Annotated in this window: 12 protein-coding genes; 5 read left to right on the top strand and 7 right to left on the bottom strand. The window is 63.0% G+C overall.

The window, feature by feature from the left end; genetic code table 11:
- Positions 1–106 precede the first annotated feature (106 nt).
- Both ACSQ3S_RS16715 and ACSQ3S_RS16710 read right to left on the bottom strand, forming a co-directional pair.
- Positions 107–2,305, bottom strand: coding sequence for a LamG-like jellyroll fold domain-containing protein (locus tag ACSQ3S_RS16715; RefSeq protein WP_436143072.1), 2,199 nt, complete (start codon positions 2,303–2,305; stop codon positions 107–109).
- A gap of 26 nt (positions 2,306–2,331) precedes the next feature.
- Positions 2,332–3,399, bottom strand: coding sequence for a hypothetical protein (locus ACSQ3S_RS16710; protein ID WP_436143071.1), 1,068 nt, complete (start codon positions 3,397–3,399; stop codon positions 2,332–2,334).
- Positions 3,400–3,858: 459 nt separating this feature from the next.
- Between ACSQ3S_RS16710 and ACSQ3S_RS16705 the strand changes: the two genes are divergently transcribed.
- Together ACSQ3S_RS16705 and ACSQ3S_RS16700 are read left to right on the top strand one after the other, a co-directional pair.
- Positions 3,859–9,840 carry a beta strand repeat-containing protein gene (locus ACSQ3S_RS16705; RefSeq protein ID WP_436143070.1) on the top strand — a complete coding sequence of 1,994 codons (5,982 nt, stop codon included), beginning with the start codon at positions 3,859–3,861 and terminating at the stop codon, positions 9,838–9,840.
- 21 nt (positions 9,841–9,861) lie between these two features.
- Positions 9,862–10,425 (top strand): hypothetical protein, encoded by a 564-nt coding sequence (locus ACSQ3S_RS16700; protein WP_436143069.1) that lies wholly within the window; start codon positions 9,862–9,864, stop codon positions 10,423–10,425.
- Between the two features lie 11 nt (positions 10,426–10,436).
- Here ACSQ3S_RS16700 and ACSQ3S_RS16695 read toward each other — a convergent pair whose 3' ends face one another.
- The 3 genes from ACSQ3S_RS16695 to arr form a co-directional block, all read right to left on the bottom strand.
- Positions 10,437–10,784: a hypothetical protein gene (locus ACSQ3S_RS16695; RefSeq protein WP_436143068.1), complete on the bottom strand. Its 348-nt coding sequence runs from the start codon at positions 10,782–10,784 to the stop codon at positions 10,437–10,439.
- Positions 10,777–11,307, bottom strand: coding sequence for a GNAT family N-acetyltransferase (locus ACSQ3S_RS16690; RefSeq protein WP_176651051.1), 531 nt, complete (start codon positions 11,305–11,307; stop codon positions 10,777–10,779). Before ACSQ3S_RS16690 ends, ACSQ3S_RS16695 begins: the two co-directional genes overlap by 8 nt.
- Before the next feature lie 89 nt (positions 11,308–11,396).
- A complete protein-coding gene (gene arr, locus ACSQ3S_RS16685) occupies positions 11,397–11,792 on the bottom strand; it encodes an NAD(+)--rifampin ADP-ribosyltransferase (RefSeq protein WP_176651052.1) in 396 nt (131 codons plus the stop codon).
- A 240-nt stretch (positions 11,793–12,032) separates the two neighbouring features.
- Here arr and ACSQ3S_RS16680 point away from each other — a divergent pair, with 240 nt between their 5' ends.
- A complete protein-coding gene (locus ACSQ3S_RS16680; protein WP_436143067.1) occupies positions 12,033–14,003 on the top strand; it encodes a sialate O-acetylesterase in 1,971 nt (656 codons plus the stop codon).
- 172 nt (positions 14,004–14,175) lie between these two features.
- Positions 14,176–15,951 carry an NPCBM/NEW2 domain-containing protein gene (locus tag ACSQ3S_RS16675; protein WP_436143066.1) on the top strand — a complete coding sequence of 592 codons (1,776 nt, stop codon included), beginning with the start codon at positions 14,176–14,178 and terminating at the stop codon, positions 15,949–15,951.
- Positions 15,952–15,982: 31 nt separating this feature from the next.
- Here ACSQ3S_RS16675 and ACSQ3S_RS16670 read toward each other — a convergent pair whose 3' ends face one another.
- Together ACSQ3S_RS16670 and ACSQ3S_RS16665 are read right to left on the bottom strand one after the other, a co-directional pair.
- Entirely contained in the window at positions 15,983–16,972 is a 990-nt protein-coding gene (locus ACSQ3S_RS16670; RefSeq protein ID WP_436143065.1) for an alpha/beta fold hydrolase, read from the bottom strand.
- A 121-nt stretch (positions 16,973–17,093) separates the two neighbouring features.
- Positions 17,094–17,993, bottom strand: a complete 900-nt coding sequence (locus ACSQ3S_RS16665; RefSeq protein ID WP_436143064.1) for a LysR family transcriptional regulator — start codon at positions 17,991–17,993, stop codon at positions 17,094–17,096.
- A 105-nt stretch (positions 17,994–18,098) separates the two neighbouring features.
- On the opposite strand from ACSQ3S_RS16665, the gene ACSQ3S_RS16660 reads away from it, so the two are divergent.
- The gene (locus ACSQ3S_RS16660; RefSeq protein WP_436143063.1) at positions 18,099–19,460 is read left to right on the top strand and encodes an alpha/beta fold hydrolase; all 1,362 of its coding nucleotides are present in this window, start codon (positions 18,099–18,101) and stop codon (positions 19,458–19,460) included.
- Positions 19,461–19,472 lie beyond the last annotated feature (12 nt).

Here is a 19,472-nt window from a genome sequence, read left to right as displayed (position 1 = left end):
TCTATCCAAACATCACACGATTGCGCCAGTTTCACCCAGCCTGCCCGGACACAGGCGGAGCGGCGCCCTTCGCCTGTCCTGCCACGGCGCATTATTGCTTGGGCTGTCAGGCCGTCATCAATGCCGCCACCTCGGTTGCGCTGAGCGCGCCGCGATAGATGCGGAACTCATCCACCTTGCCGTTGAAGTACGGGTCGCTGGCAAACTGCGAGCGGCCGATCCAGTTCCTGGTGGTGTTCTGCAGCCGGAACGGCGCCAGGAACATGCCGGTGTTGATGCCGACCTGCACGCCGTTGACGTACAGCGTGCCGGTGCTGCCCGACAGCGTCACCGCCACGTGCACCCATTGCCCCGTGGGCAGCGGCGCGTTGCTGGCGATGTTCTGCTCATTGCTCCCGCCGTTGACCGTGATGGCGAAGCGTGCCGGGCCATTGCCGGCGCGCGCGGTCAGCATCATGTAGTGGCCGGTACCGGAACCGAAGTCGAACACGCGCGCCCAGTTCTGGCTGGCGTTCCAGTACACCCAGCACGCGATGGTGGCGTCGGCCACATCGGACATGATGCCCGCCTGCAGGCCGACATAGCCGCTGCCGCCGTCCAGCGATACGGCGTTACCCTTCTTGCCCGCCACCCAGCTGGCACCGCCGGTCAGCGTGCCGGTGTGGCCCAGGCCGCTGGCATCGGCGGCGGTCGTGCCGCTGAGCTCGTTGAACGCCAGGTAGGTGTGCAGTTGCGTGCCGACCACCACCTTGGCCTCGTTGGATTTGGCCGTGACGCCCGACGGTGTGGACGCCGTCACAACGTAGTAGTAAGTACCGTTCGCCAGGCCGCTGTCGCTATAGGCGAGCAGGTCGGCGATGCCGCTGGCCACCGTGGAATACGGCCCGCCCGGCGTGGTGGCGCGCATCAGCGTATAGCTGGTGGCGTAGGCGCTGCCCCACCACGACAGCTGCACCGCGCCCGCCACGGTATAGGCGGTCAGCCCGCTGGGCGGGACGCCGCTGGCGATGGGATCGCGCGTGCAGGTCAAGGTGCCATAGCCGAGCTGGTCGTAACCGCCGCTGTTCGGTCCGTAGTTGCCGCCGCCGCCCTCGGGCTGGACCAGCTGCGCGAACTGTTTCGAGTACGGCGCCGCCAGCCCCTTGCGGTTGACATAATGGTTGTAGACCAGCGCCCAGCAGGGCCGTGCCGTACCCTGGCCGCCGGTGCCCAGCACGGTCTGGTTGACATTGTCGACGTTGTCGTAGGTGACGTAAGGCACGGTGTAATAGCTGGTGCCGGATTCGATCAGATTGCTCTTGGCGACATATTCCGCGCCGGCCAGGAAGCGGTTGTTGTCGTAGCCGTACAAGTCCTCGCCCTGGTTCCACGCCATTTCGCAGATCGCGCCCAGCAGCGCGATGCCCAGCGTGGCGTGGCCCTGGTCGCGCCCCGTCTCCTGCCACTGGCCCAGATAGCCGGGATGCAGGAAATACACGGCCTGGCCGATGCCGCCGTTGCCGGACTCGCCCTTGAGGTAGTTGATGGCCTCGTCCCATTTGGCCTGGTCGTCGCACAACACGCCGATGGCCAGGATCGAGGCCAGGTTGCACAAGTCCCAGTTGGCCCAGTAGTGGGTGATCTCGGTGCCGTTGTGGCGTATCAGGAAGTCATGGTTGATCGGATAGAAGACGGTGAGCATCATGTTCTGGAAACGGGCGAAATCGGCCGCGGCCCAGCCGCTGTAGCCGCGCATGATCTCGGCGGCGTTGGCGAACTCGTAGCCATAGATGCCGGCCGCCAGCGCGGCGTTGGTGTCGCCGCCGATGCCGGTCAGGACGCCGGACCAGGCGTTCATGATCGCCACCGCCTTGTCGGCGTAGTCGGGGTTGCCCGAGACCTTCCAGCGCAGCGCGCAGGCATAAGCCGCCGCCACGTCGTTGTACAGCAGCGTGTAATTCTCGCTATGGACGCCATCGCTGCCGCGATAGACGACGGGAACCGGACGCGGCGTGTAGCCCAGGCTGGCATGGCTGTTGTTGATCAGCAGGTTCCAGCTGGCGTTCCATGGGCCGGTGGTGTACTTCGCCGCCATGCGCGTGAAATCGGCATCCGTGTGCAGCAGGCCGGGGTGAACAAACCCGCCCAGCGGCGCCCCGCCCTGCAGGACCCTGCCGCCCAGGCGGGGAGATGCGCCGCCCTGCCCGTCGCCTCCCAGCCCACCGCCGCAGCCGGCCAACGCCAGCGCCCCGAGGCTGTACAGGAAGGTGCGGCGCGAGAGATCCGCATCCATGTCTTCGATAACATTTTCCACCGTTTCAGTCATGTTCTTCACTCCGTTTTGTACTGCGGTTAAAAACTTGATCCGGCAATCAGCCGGATCCGGGTCGGCGCATCGCGCCTGGCTTCGAGCCAGCCGCCCTCATGCGAGAGTTCGACCACCTGGATCACGCTGCGACGCTGCTCGGGGCCATCGTCCTCGGCGTGCGCGCCGCGCCGCCCGGGATGGGTGAAGTAAAACAGGAAGGCGCGTTCGCCGCTGACCACCACGTCGGCGTGGCCGCCTTTCACCTGGTCGTCGGCGCCCAGGCCCGGCGTCTCCAGCAGATTGGACGGCTGGCGTTCCCAGTGCACGGTGTCGCTGGAGCGGTACACCGCCAGGCCGCGCCAGACGTCGGTGATCATCCACCACGTCCCGCGCCAGAAGAATACTTTCGGCCCTTCTCCACGGTCGTCCATGGCCCGGCCGCGGTCGGTCCAGTGTTCGAGGTCGGCGCTGTCGGCGTAGTAGATCGTCTTCTGGTCGGCCTCGTTGTTGTACCACATGCGCCAGGCGCCGCCGGGCAGGTGCACCAGCGCCGCGTCGATCACCTTGTCGGAAGCCAGCTTGACGACGCGCGCATTGCGCCAGCTGCGCAGGTCGCGGCTGGTCAGGTGGACTATCAGGCGCGGGTGCGCCCAGTCCTCGAACACGCCGGGCACCACCGTCAGGAACATGTGATAGATGCCGTCGTCGTCGCGCGCGATGTCGGGCGCCCAATGCGTCGATTCGGCACCGCCCAGATCCGGCGGGAGTTCGATGTCGGCGGTGCCGAGATAGTGCCAGTTGGCGCCCTCGTCGCCCGACTCGGCGATGCCGATGCGGGTGCCGTGCACCCAGCTCGCGCCAGGCAGGCCGGGCGTGTTGGCGCGACGGTTGGTGTAGAACATCCACCAGCGTCCCAGCTCGACGTTGCGCACCACCACCGGGTCGGCCGCGCCGTCGCCGGCCGGGTCGCGAAACAGCGGCTTGGCGGCCACCGGCTCGGCGGAAGCCGCCTCCGCCGGCAACGGCATCAGCGTCCAGGCCAACAGACCGGACATTGCACCGACGATCACAATACGTTTGAGTGCCGCGTTCAGAGAATCAGAAAAAGTCATCTCGGGTCTCCACCGGATTTGTATGCTTTATATTTGAAGCAGTTGCCTGTTATCGATATCAGATACTAGTGCATCGCCACACGCATGTCGATGGATTTTTGGGCCATCCGTGGCATATCAGGCCCCCGCGACGACGATTTTTGTCGTCGAGAACACGAAACCTCAAAGAAAAACAGTAAAACAAAGTTATCGATATCAATTTTGACATCCAGCAACGGTAGCTATGTCAAAAAATCAGCCAGACCCATCAAAAAAATCATACGTAAAGCCCGTCATTGATGACTACAATCCGGTAGTCGCTCATGAAATGTGCGCAGGCGGAGCAGCAATCCGCCTTATTTTTCACTCAAGATTGTTATCGATCACACAGCATTCAGCCTTTCCCGAATTCCAACATCAGCGCCGGCGCCGCCGTGGGCTGGGAATACCACCGACCTATAAAAAAACAGGAGGAATATAATGAGGAGACTGAGACCACGAGATACGCTGCTGCGTATCTGGTCCATGGTTGTTGCATGCGGCTTGATCGCCGCCACGGCGGGCGCGGCGGACATCACCACGATCGCCACCAGCTACCAGCCGACGATCAACGAAACCATCGATGCCAGCGGCTTCAAGCATCCCGGCGTCGGCCTGACCAAGGATGTGCTGGAGAATATGCGCACCCAGGTGCGCGCGCAAAAAGAACCCTGGAACACCTACTTCAACCAGATGCTCCTGTCCGGCGCCGCCTCGACCACGCCGTCGATCAAGAACGTCAGCGGCTCCGACCCCACGCAGCCGCGCTACTACGGCCTGAACAGCCAGGGCGTGGAGTCGCTGTTCGTCACCGACGCGCTGACCGCCTACACCCAGGCCATCTTGTACTACGTGACGGGTAACGAAACCTATCGCGCCAACGCGCTGCGCATCATCCGCCTGTACTCGCTGATGGACCCGAGCCAGTTCGCCTACTACACGGACGCCCACATCCACACTGGCATTCCGCTGCAACGCATGGTGGGAGCGGCCGAAATCCTGCGCTACACCAGCTACCAGACCGCCTCGCTGGCGTGGACGGACGACGACACCAACAACTTCGTGAACAACTTCATGCTGCCGACCATCAATACCGATGACAGCAGCAACGAGCACTTCATGAACCAGCACCTGTACACGACGATCGGCGCCATGTCGGGGTATATCTTCACCGGCAACCGTGCCAAATACGACGAGACCGTCGAGTGGTACACGGTGAACAAGACCGCCGAGGACCAGGGCCAGAACGGCGCCATCAAGGCCCTGTTCCGCCTGGTGACCAGGAACGACCTGACCGGCGAGGATGTCACGCCCGCCGTGCAGCACGTCGAGATGGGCCGCGACCAGGCCCACGGCGCCGGCGACATCACCAACACGCAAATCCTGGCGCGCTTCCTGATGGCCCAGGGGACCAAGGTAGACCCGGTCGACGGCACGCCATCCACGGCGCCAAATGCCGTCGGTCCGTACGAATTCCTGGGCGACCGCATCCTGCAGGCGGGCGAGCTGTTCGGCACCTATATGCAGGGCTACGAGATTCCCTGGATCCCGACCGCGTCGCACACCGACGCCTACGGCAGCCCGACCGTCGTGTACCGCAAGGTCGCCGAGGGCTACCGTGGTCGCCTTACCCAGAACACCTGGGAGATGTATTACTACTACAAGTACACCCGCGGCGTGAATCTGGAGCAGGTCGCGCCCAATTTCACCCGCATCTTCGCCAACCGCACCGTCTATAACTGGGACGGCGGCGATGGCGGCGGCGACTTCTGGCTCTTCATCCCGGCCGCCGCGGCCGCCGAGGGCAGCAATTACCTGGTGAAGAAGATCACCGATCCGTATCGCGAAGTCGAAGTGCGCTTCACGCCGCTCGACGCCAATTCCGTGCTCAAAACGGACACAACCGCATCCTACATCGAGACCACCGCCACCGAGGCGGGCAGCAATTTCGCCGTCTATGGTTATGGCTACGGCACCACCAGCCTCGCGTTCAAGGTCCGCACCAATGGCACCGCCACCATGCAGTTCTACGGCACCTCGGTCCAGCTGCCCAACACCAATGGCCAGTGGATGTACGTCAATTACGCCGGAGGGCTGGGTGACTTCCTGGCGGTCACGATCAAGGGCTCCGGCACGACGGTCGACATCGACCACATTAACATCAACGGCAGCAGCCTCAGCCTGCCCAGCTTCACCATCGGCAACGCCGACCTGAGCGTCTACACCTACGCCGGATCCAGCCAGGCCGTGAGCGCCAATTTCGCGGCGACCGATTCCAACGCGAGCGCGACGTTGACCTACCAGATCGACAACCTGCCCTTCGGCGCCAGCTTCAACAGCAGCACGGGCGCGTTCTCGTGGCAGCCGACCCAGGCCGGCAGCTACAGCTTCGTCGTCTCGGCCAAGGATGGCACCACCGTCACCAGCAAGCGCGTCACCGTGGTGGTGGGCGCCGATCGCCAGGCGGTGGTCAATGCGGTGATTGCCGCCTATAACCCGAACCTGCTGTACGTCAGTTCGACCCTGGCCACCTACACCGCCGCTTACAACGACATCGCCGGCGTGATCTCGAGCGCGACCGATACGGTGTTCTTCCAGAAGCTGGCAACCCTGCAATCGGCCGTGACCGGCCTGCAGCTGCTGACGCCGGTGATCAGCGACGGCAGCATGAACTACACCAACATGCTGGCCTCCTCCACCTTCGGCACGCAGGTAGCGAATGCGCTGGACAACAATCCGGACAGCTTCGTCGGCTACTACCTGGCGCAGAACCAGACCCACACGCTGGACTTCGGCCCCGGCTTCAAGATCGCGGCAACCTCCTTCGGCCTGCAAGTGCGCACCAGCTTTCCCGAGCGTGTCGGCGGCACCACCGTGTACGGTTCCAACGACAACACCAACTGGACCCGCCTGACCCCGGGCCTGACCTCGGTGACGGAAGACATGCAGAACCTGCCGGTCGAGGATGACCTGCAGAACCAGCGCTTCCGCTTCATCAAGATCGCCATGATCCAGCCTTCGAGTTCAATGCTGGAACTGGGCGAGTTCCATATCTTCGGCACCCGCTACGAGACGGTGAACCTGCTGTCGGCGGTGACCTTGAGCTCGGATCAGGCGCTGCGCAACCGCATCGTCCTGGGCAACACGGTCAAGCTGAAATTCGTGTCCACCGCGCCGATCAACAGCGTCGGCGTCACCATCCAGGGCCAGCCCGCGACGGTCACCACGACGGACAACCTGAACTGGATGGCGACCTGGGTGGCCAACGCCACGGCGCCGTACGGCAAGGTGAGCTTCCAGCTGAATTACAAGACCGCCGCCGGCGCCGACGCCGAACCGACCTTCTTCACGACGGACGGCAGCGGCGTGTTCGTCGCCGACCAGACGGATCTGATCAACAACGTCACGACGCTTGCCACGGTGACCGATTCGAGCGGCCGCGACGCGGCCAGTGCGATTGCGACCGCCAACCTGCTGTTCGACAGCAACCTGAGCACGATCACCGACTACCGCGTCAACGGCAGCGGCAACGGCAGCTGGGTGGAATTCGACTTCCGCGGCGGCGGCACCGTGAACCTGACGCGCGCCGAGATGATCGTCCGCCAGGACAGCAACACGGGCCGCCTCAACGGAGCCGTCGTGCAGGGCTCCAACGACAACACGACGTGGGAGACGATCACCAATGTGGCGAGCAGCAGCGCGGACTGGCAAACGCTGACGGTCAACAACACCACGCCATATCGCTACCTGCGCGTCTTCAACGGCAACGCGTGGTTCGGCAACATGGCGGAACTGCGACTGTACGGCACCTACAGGTCGACCGCACAGATCGCGACGGCATCGATCACCTCCGCGCAATCGCTCAGCCCCGCCGCGACCTTGAACAAGCGCATCGTTCCAGGCAACACCGTGACGCTGAAGTTCAGCTCGAAGGTCGCCATCAGCAACGCCACGGCCACCATCCAGGGCGTGGCGGCGACCGTCGGCACCACCGACAACATCAACTTCACAGCCACCGCGATTCTGCCGCAAGGCGTGGCGGCGGGCAATGTGGGCTTCACCATCAACTACCAGCAGCAGGACGGCACGGCCGGCTATCCGGCCAACGCCACCACCGACGGCAGCGCCGTCTACGTGGTGGACGAATCGGACGTGATCCGCAACATATCCACCATCGCGACGCTGATCGATTCGTCTCAACTGTCCTACCACAACGCCGCGGCCACCAAGGCCAACGTTGACGTGCTGTTCGACGGCAATATCAGCACCACCTCGGACTTCCGCATCGGCAGCACCAACAGCGGGACCGGCAGCTACATCATCTTCGACTTCAAGTCCGGCAACCAGGTCAACCTGACCAGTGTCGAGATGCTGGCGCGCCAGGACCAGACCGGCCGCGCGAAAGGCGTGGTGTTCCAGGGATCCAACGACAACACCAGCTGGACCACCATCGCCGGCACCGGCGCGCAGACCGCCGATTGGCAAACCTTTACGGTGTCCAGCGCCGTGCCGTATCGCTACCTCCGCATCATCAACGGAGCCAGCTGGTTCGGCAACCTGGCGGAAGTGCGCCTGCACGGTTCGCTGCACGCCAGCGACACCACCGCGCCGGTGACCCAGGCCAACGTCCCCGGCGTCACCGTCGGCACGGTCACCACCGTGACCTTGAGCGCGACCGATGTGGGCTCGGGCGTGCAAGCGACCTACTACACCGTCGACGACGGCGCCAAGCAGACCGGCACCAGCATCGCCGTCCCGGCCGACGGCGCCCATACCCTGGCCTACTGGAGCGTGGACTGGGCCGGCAACGTGGAGCAGCAACACACGGCGACGGTCTCGCTCGACAAGACCCCGCCGGTGATCGCCGGGCTGTACGCGGACGTGACCACGCCCACCAACCAGAACGTCACGGTAACGATCTACTACCCGACGGACGCGGCGGTGAAGGAATACAAGCTGGGCGACAGCGGCGCCTGGAGCGCCTACAGCGCCCCGGTCGTCGTGACGGACAACACCACGGTCTACGCCCGCAGCGCGGACGCGGCCGGTAACGTGTCGGCCGTCGCCAGCCTGGCCGTCGCCAACATCAACAAGGTCCCGCCGGCGGGCGCCAGCTTCGCGCCCAGCATCACGGACCCGACCCAAGGCAGCGTCACCCTCAGCATCGCCTATCCGGCTAGCGTGGTGCTGCGCCAGTACCGGATCGACGGCGGCGCGTGGACTGCCTACGCCGGTCCGGTGACCGTGAACGACAACGCCACGATCTACGCGCAGAGCGTGGACTCCGTCGGCAACGTATCGCCGGTGACCAGCTACGCCGTCACCAACATCGACCGCGTCGCGCCGGTGGATGCGCAGTTCTCGGCGGACATCACCGATCCGACCAACAAGGACGTGACGGTCACCGTCATCTTCCCGGCCGACGCCGCCACCCGGGAGTACAAGCTCGGCGCCGACGGCCAGTGGACGGCCTACGGCGCGCCGGTGCTGATGTCCGGCAACGGCACCGTGTTCGCCCGTGCCACCGATGCGGCGGGCAACGTCTCCAACGTGACGCAGTATGTGGTGGCGAACATCGACCGCATCCCGCCGGTCGGCGCCGCGCTGGCGGTCGACACCACCAGCCCGACCAACCAGGGCGTTACCGTGACCATCACCTATCCGGATGATGCCGCGGTCAGGGAGTTCAAGGTCGGCGACGGCGAATGGACGCCGTACACCGCCGCGGTCCTGGTGGCCGACGACAACACGGTGTATGCCCGCGGCAGCGACGCCGTCGGCAACGTATCGAACGTGACCAGCATTGTGGTCAGCAACATCTACAAGGTGGTGCCGATCACCAATGTCGCCCTGAACCCTGCTTCGCCGAACGGCAAGAACAGCTGGTATACGAGCGACGTCTCGGTGACTCTGGCGGCGAACCCGGGCGCCTACGGCGGCGCGGTGACCACGGAGTACCAGGTCAACGGCGGCGCCTGGACGGCCAGCACGGGGGATGCGATCGCCTTCGGCGAGGGCAGCTACAAGCTGGGCTACCGCACCCGCGACCAGGCCGGCAATGTGGAACAGGTCAAGACCATCGAGTTCAAGATTGACAAGACCGCGCCGACGCTGGCGGTGGTGCTGGATAAGAACGCGATCTGGCCGCCGAACCACATGATGGTCCCGATCAACGCGGCCCTGACCGCGGCGGACGCGGGTTCCAGCGTCGAATCCGTGATCCTGACCAACATCACCAGCAGCAAGCCGGACAGCGGCAAGGGTGACATCGAGGCCGATTTCGGCACCCCGGCCACGACCTTCAGCGTGCGCGCGGAGAAGGATCGCGTCTACACCGTCACCTACACCGCGACCGACAAGGCCGGCAATGTGACACCGAAGACGGCGACCATCACCGTTCCGCACGACCAGTCGGGCCAGTAAGGCCGGCGACCCGGCGCCATCATGCCGTCTTTGTATGACGGCATGATGGCGCGCACCACGAAGCTAAGCTGCGCGCGGCACACGAACCGCCCTGCAAAACTGTGGCTGCCCCAGCGGGCTGGCCATCTGCGCATTGCCCATGTCGTCGCGCCCTCGTTTCTTCGAGATCTCGCAATCAAGCGCAACACTCGCCGGTTTATCGACAAACATTGGCAACAGCGCCCCAATCTGGGCGGTACCATCCGCGCGTCGAATGCAGACCGCCGTGAGTTGCATAGTCCGATCCGGCGGATTGAGCAACGATTGCATCAACAGCGCGTTCGAGTGCTCTGCAATCTGGAAGCTTCCATCGACGGGAGAAACATCCACCCGGTCGCCGGCTTCGCCGCATGGATCATTCGTTCCCGGCTTGGCGCCCAGGAAGACCCCAGCGCCGGGAATCGGCTTTCCATCCTCCAGCAGGCGCCCTGCGATGCTCGGGCGGCTGTGCTCAACATGTGGCCAGGGCGCGCAAGCAGTCAGCGACGCAAGCCCCGCGACAAGAACTGTGCAAGCAATGATTTTTTGCATTGGATGATCCCTTAACTGTTAGCTCATCATGGTTCAAGCTTCGCGCCGCATTTGGAGCAAAACCGGGACCGAAAGAATGGATTTCGGCTCATGTTCGTCTTGCCGCAGGCATCGCAGAACTTCGCCGATCGCAGGTTAAAGAAAGTGATGAGGGCGACGACCGGAATCATGAAGAGGAAGGTCTGCGATGGCCAGTCCATTGCCCAGACAAATCCAACGAACAAAATGGCTGTCCCAATTGTGAAAGGAGGCCATACCTTGCGCTTCAGCTTGGCGTTCTTACTGAAGGAAAAGAACGCTGCGGAGAACAGGCAGAGAACCATCCAGACGCCGAAGAAGATTGGAAAGATGTCACTGTGGGAGTTTTTAAGCACCGGGCTTCTCCTTTGATGTTCGCGTATGGCCGCCACTAGCCAACTCGCTGAGATGTGGCTCGAATAGCCTGTAGCTGAGCCTGTCGGCAACTGGCTTTGCCCCCAAACTTTCGTAGAAAGCGATGCCCCTGGCGTTGCTTGCCTTGACCGGCCAATCGATGCGCCCGCATCCATTCTCCAGCGCGTACTGCGCTACCCACGACATGAGCGCCCTGCCGACGCCCAGTCCTCTCCTGGAAGACAGGACATACAGCTCCTTCAGCCAACATTGCCGACGCTTTTCTGGAGTGAACTCGACAAGCGAATAGGTTAGCGTGATGGCTGCAAGGCCAAGCACCTGGCCGTCGTCCTGGAAGGCCACGGCTAAACGCAGCGGCGATTCGGCGGCGAGCAACTCCTCTACAAGGTATGAACGCACCATCTCACGAGGCAGTGACGAACCTTCGTTGTAATACGCGTGCAATTCCTCCAGCAGCTCTACCAGAGACTCGTACTGTGGTTGGGAGATGAGTTCGACTCGCACCTATTGCCCTCGTATAAGCGAAAACTCGCCTGAGCGAAGATTTTCAGCGGTTTTTCGGGGGTGTTTTTTATTCATGCCAACAGTTTGCACTAATTGATAATTTCACCCATGCCCGTTGCCACGCTGCGTCTGAGGTTTTGGATGAATTCAGCATCGAAGGGCTCCCAGCTGGCGAGTTCGCCGATGATTTTCAAAGGTAATTTACATCGGTACGACCGCGTTGGATTGCCGGGGAATTTTCTGTCCGTGACGTTGGGGTCGTTCTCAAATTCTCCCGTCGGTTCAACGATGTACACTCGCGGTTTGCCGTCGCCTTGGGCCATTTCCGCAGCCAGCCCCGCCCCTTTTGACAGGGCCGTGAAATAGATGTGGTTCATCACGACGCTGTCGTCGTAGTTTGATCTGAAACCTGCTGTCAGCAAATCGCCGACCTGCAGATCAGCTTTCGTACCATGGTAAAAAGGTCCGGTATCTAAAAGGGTCATAAATATTCCGTCCAACGTTGTTGAATTATGGAAACTAATCCGGCTGAAGCACTACAACATCCGCACTGTACAACGCCACGCCTGCTGAGGGGAAATCGTACAGACTTCTTTTTCCCAAGCTTCATGTTTTTCATCAATTACATTCGGCATTTGGTCATTTTCATAATTGCTTCGAGACATACAACAGCGCACAATCCCGGGCGAGCACCGCCCCATCCACGCCTACAACGATAAAGAATCATGATGGAGACAACACGTATTGCTGCCCCCCTGTTGGCGCTTGCCTTCGGCTGCGCCAGCCTGCCCGCCCACGCGGCCGAACTCGGCTTGGCGCGCCTCTTTTCCGACCACGCGGTCCTGCAGCGCGACCAGCCCATCGCAGTCTGGGGCACGGCGGGCGCCGGGCGCAAGCTGACAGTCACCCTCGCTGGACACACAGTGAACGGCAGCGCGAACGCGCACGGCAAATGGCGGATTGAGCTGCCGCCGCAACCTGCCGGCGGACCGTACGCGTTGACGGTGACGTCGGACGGGCAGACGGTCAGCCGCGCCGACATCCTCGTCGGCGACGTCTACCTGTGCTCGGGCCAGTCCAACATGGAATTCGCCGTGCGCACGTCGACCAATGCCATCGGCGCCACATACGGCGCGGGCAACGACAGGATGCGCTACCTGAACATCCAGAAGAACAACGCGGCCACGCCACAGGACGAGCTCAAGGGCCCGGCCGAGTGGACGCCCCTGACGCCGGAAACGGTTGGCGACGCTTCCGCCGTCTGCTACTACATGGCACGCTCGCTGCAGGCCAGCTACAAGATACCCGTGGGTTTCATCAACGCCAGCTGGGGCGGAACGACAATTCAGAGCTGGATCGGGGCCGAGTCGCTGCGCACCTTCGGCGACTACAAGGCAGGCGTCGCCGCCGTCGCGCAATACGGCGCCGATGCGGCTGCGGCCATGCGCGCCGAGGACACGCGTAACGAAGCATGGTGGCGTGCGCACGACCCGGCTGCGGCCTCCCAGCGCGCATGGGCCACGCCGGACTTCGACGACACCGCGTGGCAGGCCGTCACGCCGGCCGGATCGTGGAAGGACAGCGGCCTGGCCGGCTTCAAGGACTTCGACGGCGTGGCATGGTACCGCACGACCGTCACCCTGACGGAAGCGCAGGCCAAGGCGGCGAACCTGCTGCACCTGGGCCCCGTCGACACCTATGACACCACCTGGGTCAACGGCGTGCGCGTGGGCGGTACCAGCACATCCTGGATAGGGCGCGATTATTCCGTGCCGGCCGGCGTGTTCAGGCCGGGACGCAACCTGATCGCCATGCGCGTGCTGAACGCCGGCCAGGGCGGAGGCCCGTCGGGGCAGCCGGCCAGCCGCAACATCGGCACGGCGGACGGCCAAGTGATCCCCCTGCCCGGCGCCTGGAAAGTCCAGCGTGGCAGCGCGTTGACCGGCCTGTCCGTGCCGCCGGCGCCGTGGGACGTGCCGACCAGCCTCACCACCCTGTACAACGGCATGATCGCCCCGCTGGTCGGCTATAAATTCAAGCTGGCGGCGTGGTACCAGGGTGAATCGAACACCGGCGCGGCGCAGGAATACCGCACGCTGCTGCCCATGTTGATGCGCGACTGGCGCCAGCGCTTCGACCAGCCGGCGCTGCCTTTCCTGGTCGCGCAGCTGACGTCGTTCGGCTCGACGGCAAAGACGCCCGGCCAGTCCGGCTGGGCCGAGCTGCGCGACGCGCAGGCAGAATCCGTGGCGCACGACGCCCATGCCGGACTCGCCGTCACGCTTGACGTGGGCGACCGCTTCGACATCCATCCTACCCAGAAGACGATCGTCGGCGAGCGCCTCGCGCGCGCCGCGCGCGCCGTTGCGTACGGCGAGAAGACGGCGCCCGGCAGCCCTTACCCGCTGTCCGCGCGGCGCAGCGGCAACGACATCGTCATCGCCTTCCGCGACACGGGCGGCGGCCTGGCGACGTATTCATCCGATCGCGCCATCGGCTTCGAAGTGTGCGCGGGTACGGCCTGCCGCTATGCCGACGCGCGCGTGGCCGGCGATACCGTCGTCCTGCCCGGCGCCGGCACGGCCGGCGTCACACGCGTGCGCTATGCCTGGGCCGATGCACCGTTCGTGAATCTGTTCAGCGGCGACGATCAGCCGGTCTCGACGTTCCAGCTCGACATAACTGCTTCAAATTAAATTGGACTACCCAATGCAAGCAATGCAAGCGCAAACGACTGTACGCCGGCGGCCTGGCCTGGCATTGCTAGCCCTTTGGTTCGCCACAGGTGGATTGCACGCGGCGACCGATCCACTTGCGCCAACAGCGCACTGGAGTGCGTACACGGCCGGTCGAGCGACAACACCCCCGATGGGATGGAGCAGCTGGAACGCGTTCGGTACCGATATCGACGAGACAAAGATACTCGGCTCGGCCCAACGCATCGTCGACAGCGGACTGGCCGCCGCCGGCTATCGTTACATCAACATCGACGACGGCTGGTGGGCGCGCCGCCAGATACCGGATGGCCGCCTGGTGATACGGGCCGACCGCTTCCCTTCGTCGGTCAAGGGCAGCACCAGCAGCTTCCGCCCTTTCACCGACAAGCTGCATGCGATGGGGCTCAAGGCCGGCATTTACTCGGACCTCGGCCGCAACACCTGTTCCCAGGCCTATTCCGGCGATGACACCGACCTCCCCAAGGGTAGCGTGCTCGAGCGCGAAGTCGGCCTTTACGGCCATATCGATCAGGATATCGCGCTCTATTTCGCCGACTGGGGTTTCGACTTCATCAAGGTCGACGGCTGCGGCCTGCGCGCCTACGGCGCCGCGAGTCCGAAAGTCCGCTCAGGCCAGTATCGCGCGCTGGCGCCTGTGCTGGACCTGCAATCGGTCACCCGCTCCAACATTCCAGCGGTGCAGGCGGAATTTACCCAGATTAATGCGGCGCTCGTGCGCAACAATCCCGATGGCGACTTCCTGTTGTCGCTGTGCGTCTGGGGCGCCGCCGATGTGCGCGCATGGGGCAAAAACTTCGGCAACCTCTCCCGCACCAGCGACGATATCACGCCTTCGTGGGCCCGCTTGCTGACCAATTTCGACAGCGCGGCAAGGCGCGAGCTGTATGCGCATCCTGGCAGCTGGAACGACCCGGACATGCTGTACATCGGCAAGGGCGACTTCGACGCCAACCACCTGGTTGAAGCCAGATCGCATTTCGCACTCTGGGCCATGTTGAACGCGCCGCTGATGATAGGCGCCGACCTCAGGACCATGCCGCAGCCGCTGATGGACATCGTCGGCAATACCGACATCATCGCGGTCAATCAGGATCCTGCCGGCAACCAGGCGACGCTCGCTTATGACGCCGACGATCTCGAGATCCTGGTCAAGCCGCTGGCATCGGGTCAGAAGGCGGTCGCCATCTTCAACCGCGGCCTCGCGCCGATGGACGTCGACCTGACCGCCGAGCAGCTGAAGTTCCGCGACAACGCCCCGATCACGCTGACCGATCTCTGGACCAAGGCGGACACCACGTTTACGAACGAGACCAAGCTGCGTGTCGCGCCGCGCGAGACGCGGATCTTTCGCGTCCAGGGTACGCGCATGCTGGCACAGGGCATCTATCTTTCCGAACGGCCTGGCAGCGTGAACCCGGCCGTCGATGGCGTGACCAGGCCGCAGCCCGATCCCACGATCTTCCGCTCGTCGGCCGGTTGGACCGGAACCAAGGGCGCGGGCGAACGGCCCATGTATGCCGGCTGGGGCGGCGCGCGCGCCGACAGCACGCCCTACGGCCAGACGATGCAGATTGCCGGCACGCCCTACGCCGCCGGCATCGGCATCCTGGCCAATTCCCGGCTGGAAGTGCGCAACAATGGTTACCGCAGCCTGAGCGCCCAGGTGGGCGTGGACGATTCCGCACAGGACCGCACGCACGGCGTCACATTCATGATCTATGGCGACGGCAAGCTGCTGGCAAAGAGCAAGCCCTTGCGCTGGGGGCAGCCGGCACAGGCGTTGAGCGCCGATGTCGCGGGCGTCAGCCTGATTGAACTGGTGGTCCGCAGCACGGCGCAAGTCAACGAGCAGTTGCCGGTAAGCTGGGGCGACGCCGCGCTGCTATCGCCGGCTCGACCTGACTGATCAGCGCGGTTTCGGCTGGATCTACGCCATGTTACTTGCCCGACTTCAGTGTACGGCCGAGGAAGGAGCGCATATAGGCACCGATGGCCGCGCTGTCTTCTTCCAGCGCAAAGTGTCCCGTATCCAGCAGGTGTAACTCGGCCTTCGGCAAATCACGCAAGTAAGGATGAGCGCCCGCAGCCGGGAAGATCTTGTCGTTCTTGCCCCAGACGATCAGCATCGGCGGTTGGTACTTGCGGAAATAGGATTGCCATTCCGCGTAGTGTCCCGGATTGGTGCCATAGCTGTAGAACAGTTCGAGCTGGATGTCCTTGTTGCCGGGACGGTCGAGTTTGGCCTGGTCCACGGTCCAGGCGTCCGGACTGATGCGCGTGGCGTCGCGGACGCCTTCGGTGTACTGCCACTTCGTCGCGCCCAGCTCGAACAGCGGACGCAGCTTCGCGCCGTTGGCCTCGGACTTATCGGACCAATACGTCTTCATGGGCGCCCAAAATTCGTTGTCGATCCCCTCGTTGTATGCGTTGCCGTTCTGGACAACGATGGCGGAAATGCGTTCCGGATGGGCCGCGGCCAGGCGGAAGCCCACCGGTGCGCCATAGTCCTGCACGTACAGCGCATAGCGCGACACGCCTACGGTCTCGGTAAATTTATCCATCACCTGGGCCAGGCGGTCGAAGCTGTAGGTGAATTTGTCCATGGCAGGCATATCGCTCTGGCCGTAGCCCGGATAGTCGGGCGCGATCACGTGATAGCGGTCCGCCAGCAAGGGGATCAGGTTGCGGAACATCTGGGACGACGTGGGAAACCCATGCAGCAGCAACAGCGTCGGCGCGTCCTTCGGACCGGCTTCGCGATAAAAGATGTTCAGGCCGTCGACCTTCACGGTTTGATAGCTCACGTCCGCTGTGCTGGCAACGTTGGCCGCCGCTTTGGCCGCGTCTGGGGCCGCCTGGGTTGCATGGGCCGCCAGCGCAAATGCGGTTGCTGCGGCGGTATGGATGAGGAAACGGGAACGGTTCATGGCTATTCCTTTCAAGAATTCGAATCACGGTTTAAGGTGTACGAATTGTAGAAAGCTCAGCCGCCGCTGAGAACGACGCGCGACGCAAGACACTATTACGCTCGACAGCAACCCGCGCGGATCAATTCAGATGGGGGTGGGCACGTAAATTTTCGGCCAACAGGTCGATAAAATTGCGCACCTTGGAAGAACCAAACTTGCTTTCGCGATGCAACAAGTGCACCGGCCATTGCGCTTCCTCATAGTCCGCCAGCACGATTTTCAGGCGCCCCTCGGTCAGCTCGCTGGCGATTTGATAGGACAGCAGCCTGCAAATGCCCAGCCCGGAAGTGGCCGCCTCGATAGCGGCATCGTTGCTGGTGACGGTCAGCCGCGGTTTCATCCTGACCATGGTGGGATCATCGACGGCGCCAAATTTCCACTCCACGCGCGGCGATATGCCGCTGGCCGCGATGATGGTATGGCGCAGCAGATCGGACGGATGCTGCGGCACCCCGTTTTTTGCGAGGTACTCGGGCGACGCGCACAAGACGCGGCGCACTTGGCCGACCCTCAGCGCCTTGAGGCTTGAATCCGGCAAGTGACCAATTCGGACAGCAACATCGATGCCCTCGTCGACCAGGTTGACGACCCGGTCCAGGAAATAGGCCGACACTTCGACCTCAGGATATTGTTTTAAAAAATTGATGATGCAGGGCATGACGTAAGATTTTCCGAACAGCACCGAGGCGGTGACCGAGAGATTTCCTTTCGGTGCCGAATTCACGCCGGCCGCCATCTCATTTGCTTCCGCGATGCTGGCAAGGATGTTGCGGGAGTCGTCCAGGTATCGGCGTCCGGCCTCGGTCAATCTGACGTTGCGTGTCGTGCGCAATAAAAGCTTGACGCCCAGCTGCTCCTCCAGCCCGGAAATGGCCCGCGTCACGGCCGCCGGCGACAGGTCCAGGCGCCGCGCCGCCGAGGCGAAACTCTCGTCCTCGCCGACAGCGACAAAAACGTTCATCAGATGGATTTGATCCATTCATTGCTCCTGGCGAAATAGTCCATTGCGTTCAGCCCCCTTCCTTGCGTGGTGGATTATTTCGCAGAATACGGACAACAGCAACTAATCTTAGCGAAGCCCATCATGGATACCGGGAACCAGCCTCCCCTCGTCATCAGCAATACGCCCGTGGGCGCCTGCGCTGTCAGCTTCATGAACAAGCTGGCGCAGGGCGGAAGCCTGAACCAGCGGACGCGCGTGCGTATCGCGATTTACCTGGCCAAGCGTGGCTGCAGCGTGTTTCCGCTGGATCTGCTGCGTGAGTACGGGCGCGCGGCCGGCATGAACAGCGCCGAGATGACCGCCAATGAACGAGGTACCAGTCACGACGCCATGGCTACGGCTTGCCTGCGCTTCGTCCAGTCCATCGTGGCCAGCCCCACGACGCCAACGCCCGAGGACCTGCAAGGCATGTACGACGTGGGCTACACCTTGAACGAAATACTCGAGGTGATGGCACAGGTCAGCACCAATATTCCAACACCACTCACAGGAGGATTTATGAAAGCCATCGCCGCAACCGCCGTCGCCGTTTCCCTATCTGTCGCCAGTCTTGCCCAGGCCGCTCCGGTTGCCTACCGGACGGTAAAGGTAGACAACATCAATATCGCCTATCGCGAAGCGGGCGATGCCAGCAAGCCGACGATCTTGCTGCTTCACGGCGTGCCGAGCTCATCCCGCATGTACGACGCCCTGCTGCGCAAGCTGGGCGACGAATACCACCTGGTGGCGCCCGACTACCCGGGCTTCGGCAATAGCGATGCGCCGGACCCGGCTGGTTTTACCTACACCTTCGATCACCTGGCCCAAGTCATGCAAAAATTCACCGACGCCGTCGGCGCGCGGCGCTACGTCCTGCTCATGCAAGACTATGGCGCGCCGGTGGGCATGCGCATGGCGATCGCCCGCCCCGACGCAATTCAGGCGCTCGTATTCCAGAACGGAAACGTCTACGAGGATGGGCTTGGCGCCATTTGGGAAAAGCGAAAACCGTTCTGGACGGATCGCGCAGCCCATGAAAAGGACGTTATCGCTGCACATCAATCGGTGGCGACCACCCGCGCGCGCCATATCGGCACCGACCCGAATGTCGAGGCATACGATCCCGACCTCTGGATGGACGAATATGCTTACCTGAACCGCCCGGGCCAGGCCCGCATTCAAACCGACCTGATCTACGACTATCAGCACAATCTGGCCGCCTATCCGCAGTGGCAGTCCTGGCTGAAACAACGCCAGCTGCCCACCCTCGTCGTATGGGGGAAACACGACACGGCCTTCACCGTGCCGGGCGCCCAGGCCTTCCGTCGCGACAATCCGGCCGCTGAAGTGCACATCCTCGACGGCGGACATTTTGTGATGGATACGCAGCTCGACGCAGTCGCCAAGGTGACCCGCGCCTTCATGCATAGGCTTGAAACGGCTACCTCAGGAGCAAAACCATGATGACGTCGCGGG

Source organism: Duganella sp. LjRoot269 (assembly GCF_964254095.1).
In the GTDB taxonomy this organism is placed as follows: domain Bacteria; phylum Pseudomonadota; class Gammaproteobacteria; order Burkholderiales; family Burkholderiaceae_D; genus Rugamonas; species Rugamonas hordei.
The sequence above is the reverse complement of the archived record's forward strand: the minus strand, read 5'-3'. Positions and strand labels throughout refer to the sequence as shown.

Excerpts from the sequence above, each read along its gene's own strand:
- ACSQ3S_RS16715 (WP_436143072.1), bottom strand. The coding sequence starts at position 2,305 with ATGACTGAAACGGTGGAAAATGTTATCGAAGACATGGATGCGGATCTC.
- ACSQ3S_RS16710 (WP_436143071.1), bottom strand. The coding sequence starts at position 3,399 with ATGACTTTTTCTGATTCTCTGAACGCGGCACTCAAACGTATTGTGATC.
- ACSQ3S_RS16705 (WP_436143070.1), top strand. The coding sequence starts at position 3,859 with ATGAGGAGACTGAGACCACGAGATACGCTGCTGCGTATCTGGTCCATG.
- ACSQ3S_RS16700 (WP_436143069.1), top strand. The coding sequence starts at position 9,862 with ATGCCGTCTTTGTATGACGGCATGATGGCGCGCACCACGAAGCTAAGC.
- arr (WP_176651052.1), bottom strand. The coding sequence starts at position 11,792 with ATGACCCTTTTAGATACCGGACCTTTTTACCATGGTACGAAAGCTGAT.
- ACSQ3S_RS16680 (WP_436143067.1), top strand. The coding sequence starts at position 12,033 with ATGATGGAGACAACACGTATTGCTGCCCCCCTGTTGGCGCTTGCCTTC.
- ACSQ3S_RS16675 (WP_436143066.1), top strand. The coding sequence starts at position 14,176 with ATGGGATGGAGCAGCTGGAACGCGTTCGGTACCGATATCGACGAGACA.
- ACSQ3S_RS16670 (WP_436143065.1), bottom strand. The coding sequence starts at position 16,972 with ATGAACCGTTCCCGTTTCCTCATCCATACCGCCGCAGCAACCGCATTT.
- ACSQ3S_RS16665 (WP_436143064.1), bottom strand. The coding sequence starts at position 17,993 with ATGGATCAAATCCATCTGATGAACGTTTTTGTCGCTGTCGGCGAGGAC.
- ACSQ3S_RS16660 (WP_436143063.1), top strand. The coding sequence starts at position 18,099 with ATGGATACCGGGAACCAGCCTCCCCTCGTCATCAGCAATACGCCCGTG.